Here is a 15,899-nt window from a genome sequence, read left to right as displayed (position 1 = left end):
ATGCGGTAGGGGCCCATGCCCTTATTGGTTATGGTCACCACGCTGATTGTGCAACGCAAAGGAGCTCGCCATGCCCCAGCTTAACGTCAATGGCCAGACCAGGGAGGTCGATGTTCCCGACGACATGCCGCTGTTGTGGGTTCTGCGCGACGAACTTGGCATGACCGGTAGCAAATTCGGCTGCGGCATGGCGCTGTGTGGCGCCTGCACCATGCATCTGGACGGGGCGCCTGTCCGCTCTTGTGTCACGCCGGTGTCCGCGGCCGCGGGGCGCGCGATTTCGACTATCGAAGGCATGGAGTCCGACCGTGTCGGCCAGGTGGTGCAACAAGCCTGGATTGAGAACAATGTGGCCCAGTGCGGCTACTGTCAGGCGGGTCAGATCATGACGGCGGTGGGGCTGCTCAAGACCACACCGGCGCCCACGGAAGAACAGATTGATGGTGCCATGGGGGGCAATATCTGTCGTTGTGGCACCTACCCTCGTATTCGCGCCGCTATCCTGCAGGCGGCGGATCGTCTGGCGCAAGGAGGCGAATAAATGTCCACGACCATACAACTCTCGCGGCGCCGTTTCCTCCAGGGCAGCCTGGGAGCACTGACGCTGGCGGTGACGGCGGGTGGTCTGGTTACCATCGTCAGAGCCGCTGATGCCGATTCCAAGAAGTACGGTGCCGACTCCATGCCGGGCGGTACGGTGGACGATCCTCTGGTCTTCGTGTCCATCGCCGAGGACGGCACTGTTACCATCGTGGCGCACCGTGCCGAGATGGGAACCGGCGTGCGTACCAGCCTGCCAATGGTGGTGGCCGATGAAATGGAGGCCAGCTGGGATCGGGTGCGGGTGGTACAGGCGGAAGCCAACGAGGCCCGCTATGGCAACCAGAACGTGGACGGCTCCCGTAGCATGCGTCATTTTCTGATGCCGATGCGGCGCGCGGGCGCGGCGGCCCGGCAGATGCTGGAAGCGGCTGCCGCTGCCCGCTGGTCGGTGCCCGTGGCCGAGGTCAAGGCGGTGCGGCATGAAGTGGTTCACCCGAGCTCCGGGCGCCGCCTGGGCTATGGCGAGCTGGCGGCCGACGCGGCCCGGCAACCGGTACCCGGGACGGAACAGCTTAAACTCAAGGCGCGCGCCGACTATCGCTACATTGGTAAGAATCAGGTACGCCTGGTTGACTTGGAGGCCATCGGCAAGGGCCAGGCTACCTATGGCATGGATATGCGCTTGCCCGGCATGGTCTACGCGGTGGTGGCGCGCCCGCCCGTGGTGGGCGGCAAGCTGCGCCGTTTCGACAGTGAGAAAGCGCTGGCCGTGCCCGGTGTTTTGAAAGTGGTGGAGATTCCCGCTTTCCAGGGGGCGCCGGCATTTCAGCCGCTGGGCGGCGTTGCCGTGGTGGCACGCAACACCTGGGCCGCGATCAAGGGCCGTGAGGCACTGGAGATTGAATGGGACGACGGCCCCAACGGCGGCTACGACTCCGTCGATTTCCGCAGGACACTGGTGGAGGCCTCTCGCGCAACGGGTAAAACCATTCGTGATAACGGTGACGCCGTGAGTGTGTGGAACGGCACCGCCGAGACGGAGCGGTTCGCTGCTGAGTACTACATCCCACACCTGGCGCATGCGTCAATGGAGCCGCCGGTAGCCACGGTGCAAATCAAGGAGGGCCGTGCCGAGGTCTGGACCTCGGTGCAGAACCCGGAGGCGGCACGGACCGCGGTGGCCACCCGGCTGAAGCTCAAGCCGGAAGATGTCAAAGTCAACGTGCTGCTGCTGGGAGGCGGCTTCGGCCGGAAATCCAAGCCGGACTATGTTGATGAAGCGGCCATTGTTGCCCGGGCCATGCCCGAGGGGACACCGGTCAAGCTGGTGTGGACCCGCGAAGATGACATCCACCACGACTACCTGCACACCGTTTCGGCGGAACGGCTGGAAGCGGTCATCGACAAGAGCGGGAAGGTTCGGTCCTGGCTGCACCGCAGTGCCGCCCCCACCATCGCTTCTCTGTTCGCCGAGGGCGCCAAGGGGCAGCAGCTTTTCGAGTCGGCCATGTCGGCCATCAATATGCCTTATCAGATCCCGAACGTGCGGGTTGAAACCGCGGAGGTTGCCGCCCACGCCCGCATCGGCTGGTTCCGCTCGGTGGCCAATATCCCCCATGCCTTCGCGGCACAGTGTTTCATCGCCGAACTGGCGCATCGCGCCGGCAAGGACCACCGGCAGTTCGCGCTCGATCTGATCGGTCCAGCGCGCCAGATCGATCCCGGCGACATGGCGGACACCTGGAACTACACCGAGTCTCCGGAACGCTATCCTTATGATACAGGCCGCTTGCGCGGCGTCATTGAGGCCGCCTGCCAAGGTGCCAAATGGGGGCGCGAGCTTCCCAAGGGGCATGGTCTGGGCCTGGCTTTCTGCTACAGCTTCATGAGCTACACCGCCACCGTGGTCGAGGTGGCCGTGGACGAGAAGGGCGGGGTCCGGGTTCTGGCTGTGGATATGGCCATGGACTGTGGTCCGCAAATCAACCCCGAGCGTATTCGTGCACAGATGGAAGGCGGCGCGGTAATGGGGCTGAGTCTGGCACTCACCAGCGAGATTACCTTCGAGAAAGGACGGGTAAAGCAGAGCAATTTCCACGACTATCAGGTGCTGCGCCACAATGCATCGCCGCGGGTGATACGTACCCATCTGGTCAACGATGACCATGATTTGCCGCCTGGCGGTGTGGGCGAGCCGCCGGTGCCACCCGTGGCCCCGGCCCTGTGCAATGCCATCTTCGCCGCCACCGGCAAGCGCGTGCGCAGTCTGCCGGTGGGGACGGTGGTCTGAATGTCGCGGCCGTGGATTGATCTGTTTCGGAGCCGGCCTTGAAGGAGAACCACTGGGTCAACACATCGCCGGTCCGAACGTTGCGGACCGATGATCCGCTGGAACTGCTGAAATTCGCGCGGGCCAGTTTCCGTGGCGGCGGCGTGGCGATCGCCATGCTGGTTGGCATCAGGGGAGGCGCGGCGCGCGCGCTCGGCTCGCAGGTGGTGGTCACCGAGGAGGGTGAATTCGCCGGCTTCGTTTCCGGTGGCTGTGTGGAAGCGGCCGTCGCGGCCGAGGCGCTTCTCGCCATATCCGAGGGCCGTGATCGCTCCGTGCTCTATGGCGAGGGCTCGCCATTTTTTGACATCGTGCTGCCCTGCGGAGGCGGCATCACCATCGCCCTTCATGTGCTCAGAGACATCGATGCCATCAATCAGGTTATCGAGTGTCTCGGCAAGCGCCGTCCGGCCGGGCTGGCTTACTCGCCACGGCAGCAATCGTTGAGCTGCGTCGAGCCGCCCGAACAGGCGGGGTGGCATGATGACACCTTTGTTTCAGTCTACCGTCCGGTGACGCGCGTGGTGATATCGGGGCGCGGTATCGAAGCGGAACGCGTTGCCCTGCTGGCGGAGTGCTCGGGCTATGATGCCGTCGTTCTGGACCCCTCCCGGGCCGCGGAAGGGCTGGACGGGGTGGCCGATGCCTATAGCGCCATTGTGCTTCTGCATCACGATCTGGACGAGGAACTGCCGTTCCTGGAAAAGGCGCTGAACGCCCCAGGCTTTTACCTCGGCGCCCTGGGCAGTACCCGAACCCATCGCAAACGTATCGAACGCTTGCGCGGCCTCGGTTTCAGTGATGAGGACGTGGCTCGGATCAAGGCGCCGATTGGCCTGTTCGGGCCGGCAAGAGAGGCGTCGTCCCTGGCCATCTCGGTGCTCGCCGATGTCGCCGCGACGCGCCTGGCGACGTTCGTCTGAATATCGGTAGGGTGGATCGTGCCAGGCGCTGGCGGTGGTCAGTTTTTCAGCTCGCCGCCTGCCCGGATGACCGCTTCGGGCGTGTCGACGTCGAGAAGCGCGGCGGGACCGGTTTCCACGTCGACGATCGGCAGCTCCGACCGCTCGATCAATGACCGCGCTCCGCTATCGCCGGACAGGTGCCGCATGGCGCCATAAAGGGCCTTGGGAATGATAACGGGATTGCCGCGTTGTCCATTGCAGCTTGCGCGCGCCAGCACGTTGCCGCCGTGCTGGCGGAATGTCTGGACCAGTTGGTCGATATGCCCCGGGTTGATCGCCGGCATGTCGGCCAGCATTACCAGAGTGCCGTCGGCTTTGGTGATCGCCGGATGAGAAAACCCGCGGGCCAGAGAGCTGCCGATACCGGTGCCATAGGCGGGATTGAACTGCTGTTCCACCTCGAGCCCCAGCAGTGCCGACCCGATTCGTGAGTGCTGATGTCCGGTGACGACGATGACCGGGTGAAGACGGGACGACAACAGGGTTTGCGCCGATCGTCTCACCAGCGCACAACCGTCGAATTCGGCCAATAGTTTATGTTGACCGCCTGGCCCCATGCGACGGGCCTCGCCGGCGGCGAGCAGCAAACCGGCAACCGTGATCTTCCCGCCTGGCACCGATAGCCCTCTTATCCGTATTCAGGAAAGGCAGTATGGCGCCGTCCCATTGAAAGTTAAACGGTGTCTATCCGTAAGCAGGCTGCTGTCTGATTGAAGGTGGGCTGAAAGGTTCATGGGCGGAAACCGGCGGGGCGGTTTCCGCCTGACGGGCGGGCTGGTTCTGGTCGCCTGTGGCGCGGAGCAAGCAGGATCAGACGTTGAAGCGGAAGTGCACCACGTCGCCATCCTTGACCACGTACTCCTTGCCTTCCAGGCGCCACTTGCCGGCGTCCTTGGCGCCCTGTTCGCCGTTGTAGGCGACGTAGTCGTCGTAGGCGGTGACTTCGGCGCGGATAAAGCCCTTCTCGAAGTCAGTGTGGATGACGCCGGCGGCTTGCGGGGCGGTGGCGCCGATCTTGACGGTCCAGGCGCGTACTTCCTTCTTGCCGGCGGTGAAATAGGTGTGCAAACCCAGCAGGCTGTAGCCGGCGCGGATCACCCGGTTCAGGCCGGGCTCTTCCATGCCCAGGTCAGCCAGGAAGTCGGCTTTTTCATCGTCGTCCAGCTCGGCGATTTCCGCTTCTATCTTGGCGCAGATTGGCACCACCGAAGCGTTTTCCTTTTCCGCCAGTTCCCGTACCGCGTCCAACAGCGGATTGTTGTCGAAGCCGTCCTCGTCCACGTTGGCGATGTACATGGTGGGTTTGAGGGTGAGCAGGTTGAGGCTGCGCAGTTGTTTGCGTTCGTCGTCACTCAGTTCGGCGGCCCGGGCCGGCTCGCCTTCGTTCAGTAACGGCAGCACCTTGTCCAGTACCGGCAACAGCGCCTGGGCTTCCTTGTTCTGGCCCTTGGCGGCTTTGGTGGCGCGCTGATGGGCGCGTTCCACGGTGTCCAGATCGGCCAGCGCCAGTTCCGTGTTGATGACGGCGATGTCATCCAGGGGGGACACCTTGCCGGCCACGTGGATCACGTTCTCGTCATCGAAACAGCGCACCACATGCGCGATGGCGTCGGTCTCCCGGATGTTGGCCAGGAACTGGTTGCCCAGGCCCTCGCCCTTGGAAGCGCCGGCGACCAGGCCGGCGATATCGACGAATTCCATGGTGGCCGGCAGCACCCGTTCCGGGTTGACGATGGCGGCCAGCTTGTCCTGCCGTGGGTCGGGGATGGGCACCACGCCGGTGTTCGGCTCAATGGTGCAGAAAGGGAAGTTTTCGGCGTCGATGCCCGCCTTGGTCAAGGCGTTGAAAAGAGTGGACTTACCCACGTTGGGAAGTCCCACGATGCCGCACTGAATACCCATAGCCATACCTCCACGTTCGAGGGCGCAATGCTACTCAAGCCGTCGGCAAAAAGCGACCGTCCCGGCGGGTTGCCAGGGAGCCGGGGCGGCCAGGCGCTGGCGCCGGGAGGCCGGCCGTGGGGCGCCGCTAGACTGGTCGGTCAGAAAACCAAGAGTCTGATGATCATGCGTATCCTTTACCAGTTTCCCATATCCCATTACTGCGAGAAGAGCCGTTGGCAATTGGAGCATAAGGGACTGGCCTACGAGACCCGTGACCTGCTGCCCGGGGCGCACTGGCCACGGACCCGCTGGCTGGCCCGGATCGGTACCGTGCCGGTGTTGCGCGACGGCGAGCGCAGGGTGGGGGATTCCACCAAAATCGCCTACTACCTGGAAAAGTACTATCCCGAGCGCTCCCTGATTCCCGAGGACGCGGCTCTGCGTCACCGGGTCATTGAACTGGAGCAGCAGTTCGATCGCCTGGGTGTCCATCTGCGAACCTGGATGTACGGGCATGTGCTGGATCGCCCGGAAACCATGGAGTTACTGCTGGCGCCGGCGGGAATGGCCCCCTGGATAACGCGATTGCTGGCGCCGCCATTGCGTGAAGCCATCCGCCGCAAATACGCCATCAATCCGAAATCGGTGGTTTATGCCGGTGAGCGGGTGGAGGACGGTCTGACCCTGGTGGAGACGCTGCTGGTACAAAACGGGGGAGACTATCTGGTCGGGGATCGTCTGACGCTGGCGGATATTACCGCCGCCAGTCTGCTGGCGCCGATGATGGGGATCGCCGGCACCCCCTGGGAGGGGATCGAGGTTTCCAGCTTGCCGGAGCCGGTCCGGCATCAGTTCCGGTTGGTCCGTGAACGCCCTGCCGGGCAATGGGTGAAGGAACGCTACCTGCGCGATAGATAATGGGAGGCTGGCTTGGGGCCGGCGGTCAGGCGCGAAAACCGTTCAGGTGGTTCATGGCGCTGTTAAGGTCGCCGCGCAGCAAATCGGGGGTATAACGCACCGCTTCGTCGATGGCGTGTTCGATAAGCGTACGGTCAGCGGTGGAGGGTTTGTTGAGCACATGGGGCGTGACCAGCTGGGCGCTGCCCGGGTGGCCGATGCCGATGCGCAGCCGGTAAAAGTTCCGGTTGTTGCCGTGGCGGCTGATGATGTCCTTGAGGCCATTGTGGCCGCCGTGCCCGCCGCCTTGCTTGAAACGGGCGGTGCCGGGTGGCAGGTCCAGTTCATCATGGGCGACCAGGATTTGCTCGGTGGGGATCTTGAAGAAGTTGGCCAGGGCGGAGGTGGACTGCCCGCTGCGGTTCATAAAGGTGGTGGGGACCAGCAGGCGAATGGTTTCGCCCTCGAAAGTAAAAGTCCCGGTGACGCCGAAGTACTTCTTTTCTTCGTTGAGGTGAACCCCATGGGCGCGGGCCAGCGCGTCCACGTACCAGACGCCGGCGTTGTGGCGGGTCTGCTCGTATTCCTGCCCCGGGTTGCCGAGGCCGACGATCAGTCGAACCGGTGCCATGTCCCTATCCTGAAATCATAAAAAACGGGGGCCGAGGCCCCCGTTTTGTCTCGGGCCGGTTATTCCTGGCCTTCGCCTTCTTCCGCTTCGCCGCCTTCTTCGGCGTCGTCGCTACCGCCGCGCACTTTCGGCTTGTGCACCGCGGCAACCGGCTGGTCGTGGCTCTCGCCGTGGCTCAGTTCGACCAGGGTCACGCCTTTCGGCAGTACCAGATCGGACAGGTGAACCACCTGCTCCAGTGCCACCTCGGCCATGTCCACTTCGATGAATTCCGGCAGGTCCTGCGGCAGACAGCTGACCTGAACCTCGGATACGTTGTGGTGGATTTCACCGCCTTCCTTCTTCACGCCCACGCAGGTTTCTTCGTTAATGAAGTGCAGCGGAACGGTCATGGTGATGGCATGGCTGGTGTCCACGCGCAGGAAGTCAGCGTGGATCGGAAAGCCGCTGGACGGATGGCGCTGCAGATCACGCAGTACCGCCTGGTGCTCTTTGCCTTCCAGTTTCAGGGTCAGCACGTGGCTGTAGAAGGCTTCGTTTTCCAGGGCTTTACGCAGTTCGCGCATTTCCAGGGACAACATGGCGGGTTCGGCGGTACCACCGTAGAGAACGGCGGGAACCCGGTCTTGCAGACGACGCAGGCGGCGGCTCGCACCTTTCCCCTTGTCGCTGCGTGCTTCAGCGTTCAGTACAAACTCATTGCTCATGAGTGTTCTCCAGTAAAGCTCCGCGGCACCCCGCGACCAGGCGCACCGGGAGGGATCAGTCGAATAAAACCGGCAACGGGCCGGAAGGGGGCGGATTATGCCGGAAAAGCCCGCCGGACGCCAGATGCCCCGGCCCGCGACGAAAGAGGCCGCCCCATCGGGCGGCCTCTTTTTATCTTTTCGCTGTCAACTGTCCACCATCAACTGTCGGCTGCCTTCACACCAGTTCCAGGCGGTCGAACATGGCGGAGAGGGACTCCTCGTTGTTCACCCGGCGTACCGTTTCAGCCAGGATCGGCGCCAGGCTGAGCACGCGGATGTTGGGGCAGGCTTCGCCTTCCGGGGACAGCGGGATGCTGTCGGTGACCACCAGCTGATCCAGCGGACTGTTGCGGATGTTGTCGATGGCCGGGCCGGACAGCACCGCGTGGGTGCAGTAGGCGTAGACCTTGGCGGCGCCATGGTCTTTCAGGGCCTGGGCCGCCTTGCACAGGGTGCCGGCGGTATCGACGATATCGTCCACCAGGATGCAGGTGCGGCCTTCGACTTCACCGATGATGTGCATGACCTGGGATTCATTGGCTTTCGGGCGACGCTTGTCGATGATCGCCAGATCCAGGTCATTGAGCTGCTTGGCCAGGGCGCGAGCGCGAACCACACCGCCCACGTCCGGGCTCACCACCATGGCGTCGTCGTACTTCTGGCGCTCGATATCGGCCACGAACAGCGGCGTGGCGTACACGTTGTCCACCGGGATATCGAAGAAGCCTTGAATCTGGTCGGCGTGAAGGTCCACCGTCACCACCCGGTCGATGCCCACCGCGGTGATCATGTCGGCCACCACCTTGGCGGTGATCGGTACCCGCGCGGAGCGCACCCGGCGATCCTGACGGGCATAGCCGAAGTAGGGCATGACGGCGGTGATGCGGCCGGCGGAGGAGCGGCGCAATGCATCCGCCATCACCAGCACTTCCATCAGGTTGTTATTGGTGGGATTGCAGGTGGACTGGACGATGAACACGTCCTTGCCGCGCACATTCTCCTGGATATCCACCGCGACTTCGCCGTCGCTGAAGGTGCCGACTTCGGCATCACCCAGGGGAAGGCTGAGGTGTCTGGCCATGGCGTCGGCGAGAACCGGGTTGGCGTTACCGGAAAAGATGACGAGTTTGGACACTGGCGTCCCCTAGGATGTTGAAAGTACCGTTTTGAAGTACTACAGGAAAGATGGCTGGGGTACCAGGACTCGAACCTGGGAATGACGGGATCAAAACCCGTTGCCTTACCAACTTGGCGATACCCCAACACTAACTTGCTCAGGACGTTCCTGAATTCTGTCTGGCCCGAAGCGTTGCCAGTGCCTCCCGGAGTGGGGAGATTTGTTTGCTTCGTGCCACAAAACCTGTCCAGTGCTGTGGCAACCTCGGCAGTAATTGCCGGGCTGCTTGCTCACCGGCAAGGCGTGCGAAACAGCAGGCGCCGGTGCCGGTCATACGGGCGTTGCCCGCTTCTCGCTGGAGCCAGTCCAGGGCTTCCGCTATGGGCGGAAAGTGCCGTTTGGCCACGCTTTCACAGTCGTTTTGCAGACTGTCCAAGGAGCCCCTGTCCAGCGAGGCCGGTACTGTAATGGGGGGTGTGTGCCTTGTCAATTCCTTGTCGCTGAAAATTCGAGCGGTCGGAACGGCAATGCCGGGATGCACCACCAGAAACCATTCCTCGGGCATGAACACCGGGGTCAGGCGCTCGCCGACGCCTTCCGCCCAGGCGCTGTGGCCGGCCACGAACACCGGCACATCGGCACCCAGTTTCAGCCCCAGAGTGATTAATTCCGCCTCTTCCAGGTTCAGATCCCAAAGCAGGTTCAGACCGCACAAGGTGGTGGCCGCGTCGGAGGAGCCGCCGCCGACACCGCCCCCGGCTGGCAGCCGTTTTTGCAAGCGCAGGCGCGCGCCCTGGCGGCAGCCGGTGTGCTCCTGCAGAAGCCGGGCGGCCCGCAGTACCAGATTGTCATCATCGGTGGGCAAATCGGGATCGTCACACTGAAAGTCGAGATGAGAGTGCGGTTCAAAGTGGAGGCGATCGCCATGGTCCAGCATCACGAACAGGGTTTGCAGCTCATGATACCCGTCCGCCCGGCGCCCGGTGATATGCAAAAACAGATTCAGCTTGGCCGGAGCCGGCAAATCGAAGGTGGTCATGGCAGGGGGCGCCAGTCGCGGATCAACAAGGTGAACCGGTTACCGTCCTGCTCCGCCTTGATGCGATGAGGCAGGGTGACCCGGCCCACCGGCTGATAACGGTCGAATTGCAGCTGCCAGCCGAGTTGATTCAGGGTGATCAGATTGCCGGCTTGATCACGGTCGCTTTGCGCCGGCGCGCCCGGCCAGACCAGACCGCGGCTCCAGTACTCCAGCGCCGATACTGGCAACCAGAATCCGGTCAGATGCCAAGCCAGCTCCCCGGGGGTGCGGGCCTGCCATTCGCCCTTGGCGGTGCGCAGGTGGGCCAGTCCCGGGTCCCAGCGCAGTTCGGCGCTGCCGAAACCCAGAGGGCCGGAAAACTGGATCTCCCCCTGGCGTGGCGTCTGATGCCAGTCGAAGGTGGCGGAGCCGCCGTCAGCTTCGGTGCGGTAGCCCAGTTTGCCGGACATGCGCCACTTCAGGATCTGGTCGGGACGGGTGAAATCAGTGCTGACCGGCTGCTGCTGACAGGCGGCCAGCAGCAAGGCCAGTGCCACGGCGGCGACGCGAATCATAATGACACTCCCAGGCGTTGCAGGGTGCCGTGCAGCAGTTCGCTCTCCGGGTCGTCGGCGAGGGCGTCGCGCCAGACCGTGCGGGCTTTGTTGCGCTGACCGAGATTCCACAATACCTCGCCGAGATGGGCGGCGACCTCGGCGTCCGGAAACTGGGCGTAGGCCCTCTGCAGATACTCCAACGCCTGTTGAGGACGCCCCAGCCGGAACAGCACCCAGCCCATGGAGTCGAGAATAGCGGGATGATCCGGCTCCTGTTCCAGGGCCTGGCTGATCATGTCGTGGGCCTGATCCAGATTGATGCCCAGATCCGCCCAGGTGTAGCCCAGGGCATTGAGAGCATCGGTGTTGTCCGGTCTCAGCGCCAGCACCTTGCGCAGATCACCGGTGGCCTGGTCCCAATCCTTGAGCAAGGTGGCGGTCATGGCGCGGGCGTACAGCAGATCGGGGTCATCGGGTTGCTCGCCGACCGCTTCATCCAGCAGGGCCATGGCTCCGGGCACGTCGCCGGTATCGGTGCGGATCTCCGCCTCGGTGACGTACAGCAGAGAAGTGTGAGCCGGATGCTGTTGCACCAGACTGGTCATCAGGGCGTGGCCCTTGGCGGTCTGGCCGCGCTCGTACATCAGCCGTACCGCCTGGACCCGGGCGGGCAAGGTCTGAGGGCCCTGTACCTGCATATAAAGGTCGATGGCCTGGCTTGGCACGCCCTGTTGTTCCGCCGCCTGGGCCAGCTGCATACGTACCTCGTCCGGACGGTAACCCTGATCCAGCAGGACCTGGAGGCGCTCCTGTGCCACCTCGGCGGCGCCGGACTCCAGCGCCATCAGGGCCAGGGAATACTGGAGATCCAGGTCGTCCGGGTCCTGGGCGGCGAGAATCTCCAGTTGCTCCTCGGCGCGTTCATGCTCGCCATCGGCCAGCAGCACACGAATATAGGCCAGGCGGTAACGGCGTTGCTCCGGTGCTTTTTTGACGATCTTGCGCAGATGCCGCTGGGCGCGCTTTTGCTGGCCCATGTCGTGCCAGAGCTGGGCCTTGAGCAGCAGTGCTTCGTCATGATCCGGGTTGCGTTTGAGGGTTTTGTCGGTGGCCTCCATGGCCCCTTCCAGATCGCCTTGCTCGCGCCGCTCCAGAGCCCGCGCGTACCACAGTGGGGCATGTTCCGGATAACGGCCGGCCAGGCTGGACAGGGCATGCAGTAATTCGCGGTTGCCTTGCTGGTCCAGGTTCTGAGCCTCCGCCACCAGCGGTATCAAGGCTTCGGTGCCGTGATGGGCCACCAACTGGTCCACATGAGCCGCCGCGGCGTCGCCGTCACCAAGTTGGATGTCGGCCAGGGCGGCCAGGCGCAGCGCGTCAGGGTCTTGGGGGGAATGCCGCAGCCATTGACTGGATAGTACCCGGGCCTGCTCGAAGTGGCCGAGATAGGCGGCCAGTTGGGTGGCCTGGCCAAGCACCCCGGGGTCGCCGGTGCGCTCCGCCACCGGGGCGTAGTAATCCAGGGTCAAATCCAGCGCCTGGCGCTGGGCGGCGGTTTCCGCCACCAGCAGGTCACCGATATCGGTGCCGTTGTACTCGATCGGCCGTTTGGGGGGCGCGGGCTCGGCGGTGGCGGCGGGATCCTCGACCCGGGGGGGCGGGCTGGCGCAACCGCCAAGTAAGAAGCTGGCGATCAGCGGCGGGATCGCGGCATAAAACGGCGAACGTGGTTTCATCGAACTCGCTGTCACGGCACGGGTGAGCGGCTATCATGGCACAGACATTTGCGTCACCCAAGGGGCGGACCGGCAGCGACCCGAAGGCCTCCGGAGCCGTGCTGATGAGGGCACCGGTGAGGCTGGTGGCCGCGGCGCCCGGGTTATAACATTGTTTCCGCGTGCTCTTTCGCGCAAAATGCGTGGCCCTTGCGCGTGTAGCTAACCCAGGCCGGGTCGTCCTTGTTTCTTATGAATCTCTTCGCAGTCGGGGTCAATCACACCACCGCGGACGTGGAGTTGCGCGAGCAACTGGCGTTTTCAGCGGATCAGGCCGACCAGGTACTGGCCGTCTTGCGCGATGAGCTGCCCGGCGTTCGCGAAGCGGCGCTATTGTCCACCTGTAATCGCACCGAACTTTATTGCCTGGTGGACGGCCCCATCCCCGATTTCAGCGACTGGCTGGCCCGTGCCCGGCGCATGCCCTCGCAGCGGCTGCGGGACGTGGTCTACCAGTATCGGGACGAGCAGGCGCTGGAACATATGATGCGCGTGGCCGGCGGGCTTGATTCCCTGGTATTGGGTGAACCTCAGATTCTCGGGCAAATGCGTGAAGCCTACGCTCGTGCTCACGAGGCCGGCCTGCTTAACAGCGATCTGGGACGAGTGTTCCAGGATGTTTTCTCGGTAGCCAAACGTATTCGCACCGAAACCGGTATAGGTGCCAACCCGGTGTCGGTGGCCTACGCCGCGGTTTCCTTCGCCCGGCACATTTTCTCCGACCTGAAGAAGAGCCGGGCCTTGTTGGTCGGCGCCGGGGAAATGATCCAACTGGTGGCCCGGCACCTGCATGAACAGCAGGTGCGGGAGATCGTTATTGCCAACCGGACACTGGATCGGGCCAGTGAGCTGGCAGCCGAGGTGGCCGGGCGCGCCATCGGCCTGGAAGAATTGCCGGTGGCGCTGGAGCACGCGGACATCGTCATTTCCTGTACCGCTTCGCCACTGCCGGTGCTGGGCAAGGGCACGGTGGAACGCGCTCTGAAACGGCGCCGGCACCGCCCCATGTTCATGGTGGACATTGCCGTGCCCCGGGATATCGAGCCGGAAGTGGGTAAATTGGACGACGTCTATTTATATACGGTGGATCACCTTCAGGAAGCCATCGAGGAAAATGTACGTGCCCGTCAGGAAGCCGCGCGCGAGGCCGGTGAGCTGATTCGCGAGGCGGTGCACCGTCATCGCCGTTCGCGCCGTGAGCAACGCGCCGCCGGTGTGTTGCGGGATTACCGGCAACAGCGTGTGGCGTTGGCGGACCAGGAACTGGAGCGCGCACTGTCGCAGCTGCGGAACGGCGCGGATCCGGAGGATGTCCTGCGCCGCTTCAAGCACAACCTGGTTAACAAATGGCTGCACCAGCCCAGCGTGTCACTGCGGCGGATGGCCGCCGAAGGTCGTGTGGAGGATCTGCGCACCGCCCGGGAACTGCTGCTCGGCGACGAGCCTGATCAGACCTGACGCCGCGTCGCCCGGTCCCTCTTTTTCAACATCGGAAACCTCTATGAAAGCTTCGCTGAGCGCCAAGCTCGAGAAATTGACGGAACGTTTCGAGGAACTGAGCGGCCTGCTGTCCGATCCGGACGTCATTGCCGAGCAGAAACGCTTCCGTGCCTTTTCCAAGGAATACGCGGAGCTGGAACCGGTGGTGCAGGGATTCCGGGAGTACCGCTCCACCGAGGCGGATATGGACGCAGCCCGCGCGCTCGCCGAGGACAGCGATCCGGAAATGCGCGCCATGGGGCAAGAGGAACTGCGCGAGGGGCAGGCGCGTCTGGAGCAACTGGAAAGCGATCTGCAACGGGCCATGCTGCCCAAGGACCCCCGCGATAACGCCGGGGTTTACCTGGAAATCCGCGCCGGTACCGGCGGTGATGAAGCGGCTTTGTTCGCCGGCGATCTGTTCCGCATGTATTCCCGCTACGCTGACCAGCGGGGCTGGAAAGTGGAAACGGTAAGCGCCAGTGAAGGCGAACACGGTGGCTATAAGGAAGTGATCGCGAGGGTGATGGGCGATGGCGTCTATTCCCGTCTCAAGTTCGAATCCGGCGCCCATCGGGTACAGCGTGTACCCGCCACCGAATCCCAGGGCCGTATCCACACCTCCGCCTGTACCGTGGCGGTGATGGCGGAGGCCGAGGAGGCCGGTGATATCGAGATCCGCAACGAAGACCTGCGCATCGATACTTATCGTTCCTCCGGCGCCGGCGGCCAGCACGTCAATACCACCGACTCGGCGGTACGCATCACCCACTTGCCCACCGGGGTGGTGGTGGAGTGTCAGGACGAACGCAGCCAGCATAAAAACAAGGCCAAGGCCATGTCCCTGCTGAAAGCTCGTTTGCTGGACGCTCGCGAAAGTGCCGCCCAAGCGGAACAGGCCGCTCAGCGTAAATCCCTGGTAGGCTCCGGTGATCGCTCCGAGCGTATTCGCACCTATAATTTCCCTCAGGGCCGCCTCACCGATCATCGCATCAACCTGACCCTGTACCGTCTCAACGAAATTGTCGCCGGTGACATGGACGAAGTGCTGGACGCTCTGCTCGCCGAACATCAGGCGGAACAGCTGGCGGCGCTGGCGGACGCCGGCGGCGCGGAGTAACCGGTGCGCATCGATCAGGCGTTGCGCGAGGCCCGCTCCCGTTTGCGGTCCTCGCCCAGTGCGGCGCTGGATGCCGAGTGTCTGCTGTCCCATGTGCTGGCCCAATCCCGCACCTATCTGTTCACCTGGCCGGAGCGGACCCTGAGCGAATCCCAGCAGCGGCGCTTCCTGGAATTGCTGGCTCGCCGTGAAACCGGTGAACCGGTGGCTTATCTGATCGGCGAGCGGGAGTTCTATGGGCGGCTGTTCAAGGTTACCCCGGATACGCTGATCCCGCGCCCGGATACCGAAACTCTCATCGACATCGTGTTGGAACGGCTGCCGGAATCGCCGTTGCGGGCGGTGGATGTGGGCACCGGCACTGGCGCCATCGGTATTACTCTGGCGCTGGAAAGGCCTGCCTGGTCAGTGTTGCTGGTGGATATCAGCGATGCCGCCCTGCGGGTGGCGAAGGACAATGCCAGAGCTCTGAACGCGGAAGTCGGAGTCGTCGGCGGAACCTGGCTGGCGGCGTTGCCAGGCCCGTTTGAGTTGATCGTATCCAACCCGCCTTATGTCGATCCCGAAGACCCGCATCTGGGGCAAGGCGATGTCCGCCATGAACCGCGTACCGCGCTGGTGGCGGCGGAACGGGGGCTGGCGGATATTCGCGTGCTTGCCGATCAGGCCATAACGCGTCTTGTGGAAGGCGGTTGGCTGGTGCTGGAGCATGGTTATGATCAGGGAGAGGCGGTTCGCACCCTTTTGCAGGATCGGGGGTATGGCGAGGTGGAGACGCTCCGCGATCTGGGAGGACAGGATCGCGTTACTTTAGGGCAAAAATAGCGGCGCG

At 63.5% G+C, this 15,899-nt stretch carries 15 protein-coding genes and 1 tRNA gene; 7 read left to right on the top strand and 9 right to left on the bottom strand.

The features are described from left to right. The first annotated feature begins 70 nt into the window (after nt 1–70). From RYH70_RS16200 to RYH70_RS16190, 3 genes are read left to right on the top strand one after another with little or no spacing between them, the layout of a single operon-like run. A complete protein-coding gene (locus tag RYH70_RS16200) occupies nt 71–541 on the top strand; it encodes a (2Fe-2S)-binding protein (protein WP_022996319.1) in 471 nt (156 codons plus the stop codon). After that, nucleotides 542–2,833, top strand: coding sequence for a xanthine dehydrogenase family protein molybdopterin-binding subunit (locus RYH70_RS16195; RefSeq protein WP_317009408.1), 2,292 nt, complete (start codon nt 542–544; stop codon nt 2,831–2,833). A gap of 38 nt (nt 2,834–2,871) precedes the next feature. After that, nucleotides 2,872–3,795, top strand: coding sequence for an XdhC family protein (locus tag RYH70_RS16190; RefSeq protein ID WP_317009407.1), 924 nt, complete (start codon nt 2,872–2,874; stop codon nt 3,793–3,795). A gap of 38 nt (nt 3,796–3,833) precedes the next feature. Here RYH70_RS16190 and RYH70_RS16185 read toward each other — a convergent pair whose 3' ends face one another. Both RYH70_RS16185 and ychF read right to left on the bottom strand, forming a co-directional pair. Then, a complete protein-coding gene (locus RYH70_RS16185; RefSeq protein ID WP_317009406.1) occupies nt 3,834–4,454 on the bottom strand; it encodes a nucleotidyltransferase family protein in 621 nt (206 codons plus the stop codon). Between the two features lie 193 nt (nt 4,455–4,647). Then, complete coding sequence (gene ychF, locus RYH70_RS16180) at nt 4,648–5,739, bottom strand: redox-regulated ATPase YchF (protein ID WP_055100885.1); 1,092 nt, start codon at nt 5,737–5,739, stop codon at nt 4,648–4,650. Nucleotides 5,740–5,904: 165 nt separating this feature from the next. Here ychF and RYH70_RS16175 point away from each other — a divergent pair, with 165 nt between their 5' ends. Continuing rightward, on the top strand, nt 5,905–6,639 hold the full coding sequence (locus RYH70_RS16175) for a glutathione S-transferase family protein (protein ID WP_231504685.1): 735 nt from the start codon (nt 5,905–5,907) through the stop codon (nt 6,637–6,639). A gap of 25 nt (nt 6,640–6,664) precedes the next feature. Here RYH70_RS16175 and pth read toward each other — a convergent pair whose 3' ends face one another. From pth to RYH70_RS16140, 7 genes are all read right to left on the bottom strand, one after another. Continuing rightward, the gene (pth, locus tag RYH70_RS16170) at nt 6,665–7,249 is read right to left on the bottom strand and encodes an aminoacyl-tRNA hydrolase (protein WP_022996313.1); all 585 of its coding nucleotides are present in this window, start codon (nt 7,247–7,249) and stop codon (nt 6,665–6,667) included. 59 nt (nt 7,250–7,308) lie between these two features. Further along, nucleotides 7,309–7,956, bottom strand: a complete 648-nt coding sequence (locus RYH70_RS16165) for a 50S ribosomal protein L25/general stress protein Ctc (protein ID WP_022996312.1) — start codon at nt 7,954–7,956, stop codon at nt 7,309–7,311. A gap of 217 nt (nt 7,957–8,173) precedes the next feature. After that, nucleotides 8,174–9,133, bottom strand: a complete 960-nt coding sequence (locus RYH70_RS16160) for a ribose-phosphate pyrophosphokinase (protein ID WP_022996311.1) — start codon at nt 9,131–9,133, stop codon at nt 8,174–8,176. 51 nt (nt 9,134–9,184) lie between these two features. Beyond that, a tRNA-Gln gene (locus RYH70_RS16155) sits at nt 9,185–9,260 on the bottom strand. A gap of 12 nt (nt 9,261–9,272) precedes the next feature. Then, nucleotides 9,273–10,154 (bottom strand): 4-(cytidine 5'-diphospho)-2-C-methyl-D-erythritol kinase, encoded by an 882-nt coding sequence (gene ispE, locus RYH70_RS16150; RefSeq protein WP_022996310.1) that lies wholly within the window; start codon nt 10,152–10,154, stop codon nt 9,273–9,275. Then, nucleotides 10,151–10,711 (bottom strand): lipoprotein insertase outer membrane protein LolB, encoded by a 561-nt coding sequence (gene lolB, locus RYH70_RS16145; protein ID WP_022996309.1) that lies wholly within the window; start codon nt 10,709–10,711, stop codon nt 10,151–10,153. The genes ispE and lolB overlap by 4 nt, the downstream gene beginning before the upstream one ends. Next, entirely contained in the window at nt 10,708–12,429 is a 1,722-nt protein-coding gene (locus RYH70_RS16140; RefSeq protein WP_317009405.1) for a tetratricopeptide repeat protein, read from the bottom strand. The genes lolB and RYH70_RS16140 overlap by 4 nt, the downstream gene beginning before the upstream one ends. Before the next feature lie 231 nt (nt 12,430–12,660). On the opposite strand from RYH70_RS16140, the gene hemA reads away from it, so the two are divergent. From hemA to prmC, 3 genes are read left to right on the top strand one after another with little or no spacing between them, the layout of a single operon-like run. Beyond that, a complete protein-coding gene (gene hemA, locus RYH70_RS16135) occupies nt 12,661–13,926 on the top strand; it encodes a glutamyl-tRNA reductase (protein WP_026948561.1) in 1,266 nt (421 codons plus the stop codon). Nucleotides 13,927–13,969: 43 nt separating this feature from the next. Beyond that, nucleotides 13,970–15,067, top strand: coding sequence for a peptide chain release factor 1 (gene prfA, locus RYH70_RS16130; protein ID WP_022996306.1), 1,098 nt, complete (start codon nt 13,970–13,972; stop codon nt 15,065–15,067). 3 nt (nt 15,068–15,070) lie between these two features. Then, a complete protein-coding gene (gene prmC, locus RYH70_RS16125; RefSeq protein ID WP_026948562.1) occupies nt 15,071–15,892 on the top strand; it encodes a peptide chain release factor N(5)-glutamine methyltransferase in 822 nt (273 codons plus the stop codon). Nucleotides 15,893–15,899: the final 7 nt, after the last annotated feature.

It is taken from the genome of Alloalcanivorax xenomutans (assembly GCF_032810065.1).
In the GTDB taxonomy this organism is placed as follows: domain Bacteria; phylum Pseudomonadota; class Gammaproteobacteria; order Pseudomonadales; family Alcanivoracaceae; genus Alloalcanivorax; species Alloalcanivorax xenomutans.
Note: the sequence above shows the minus strand (reverse complement) of the source record. Positions and strands in the feature narration are given on the sequence as shown.

Coding starts and splice junctions, on each gene's coding strand:
- RYH70_RS16200 (WP_022996319.1), top strand. CDS start 71: ATGCCCCAGCTTAACGTCAATGGCCAGACCAGGGAGGTCGATGTTCCC.
- RYH70_RS16195 (WP_317009408.1), top strand. CDS start 542: ATGTCCACGACCATACAACTCTCGCGGCGCCGTTTCCTCCAGGGCAGC.
- ychF (WP_055100885.1), bottom strand. CDS start 5,739: ATGGGTATTCAGTGCGGCATCGTGGGACTTCCCAACGTGGGTAAGTCC.
- RYH70_RS16175 (WP_231504685.1), top strand. CDS start 5,905: ATGCGTATCCTTTACCAGTTTCCCATATCCCATTACTGCGAGAAGAGC.
- pth (WP_022996313.1), bottom strand. CDS start 7,249: ATGGCACCGGTTCGACTGATCGTCGGCCTCGGCAACCCGGGGCAGGAA.
- RYH70_RS16165 (WP_022996312.1), bottom strand. CDS start 7,956: ATGAGCAATGAGTTTGTACTGAACGCTGAAGCACGCAGCGACAAGGGG.
- ispE (WP_022996310.1), bottom strand. CDS start 10,154: ATGACCACCTTCGATTTGCCGGCTCCGGCCAAGCTGAATCTGTTTTTG.
- lolB (WP_022996309.1), bottom strand. CDS start 10,711: ATGATTCGCGTCGCCGCCGTGGCACTGGCCTTGCTGCTGGCCGCCTGT.
- RYH70_RS16140 (WP_317009405.1), bottom strand. CDS start 12,429: ATGAAACCACGTTCGCCGTTTTATGCCGCGATCCCGCCGCTGATCGCC.
- hemA (WP_026948561.1), top strand. CDS start 12,661: ATGAATCTCTTCGCAGTCGGGGTCAATCACACCACCGCGGACGTGGAG.
- prfA (WP_022996306.1), top strand. CDS start 13,970: ATGAAAGCTTCGCTGAGCGCCAAGCTCGAGAAATTGACGGAACGTTTC.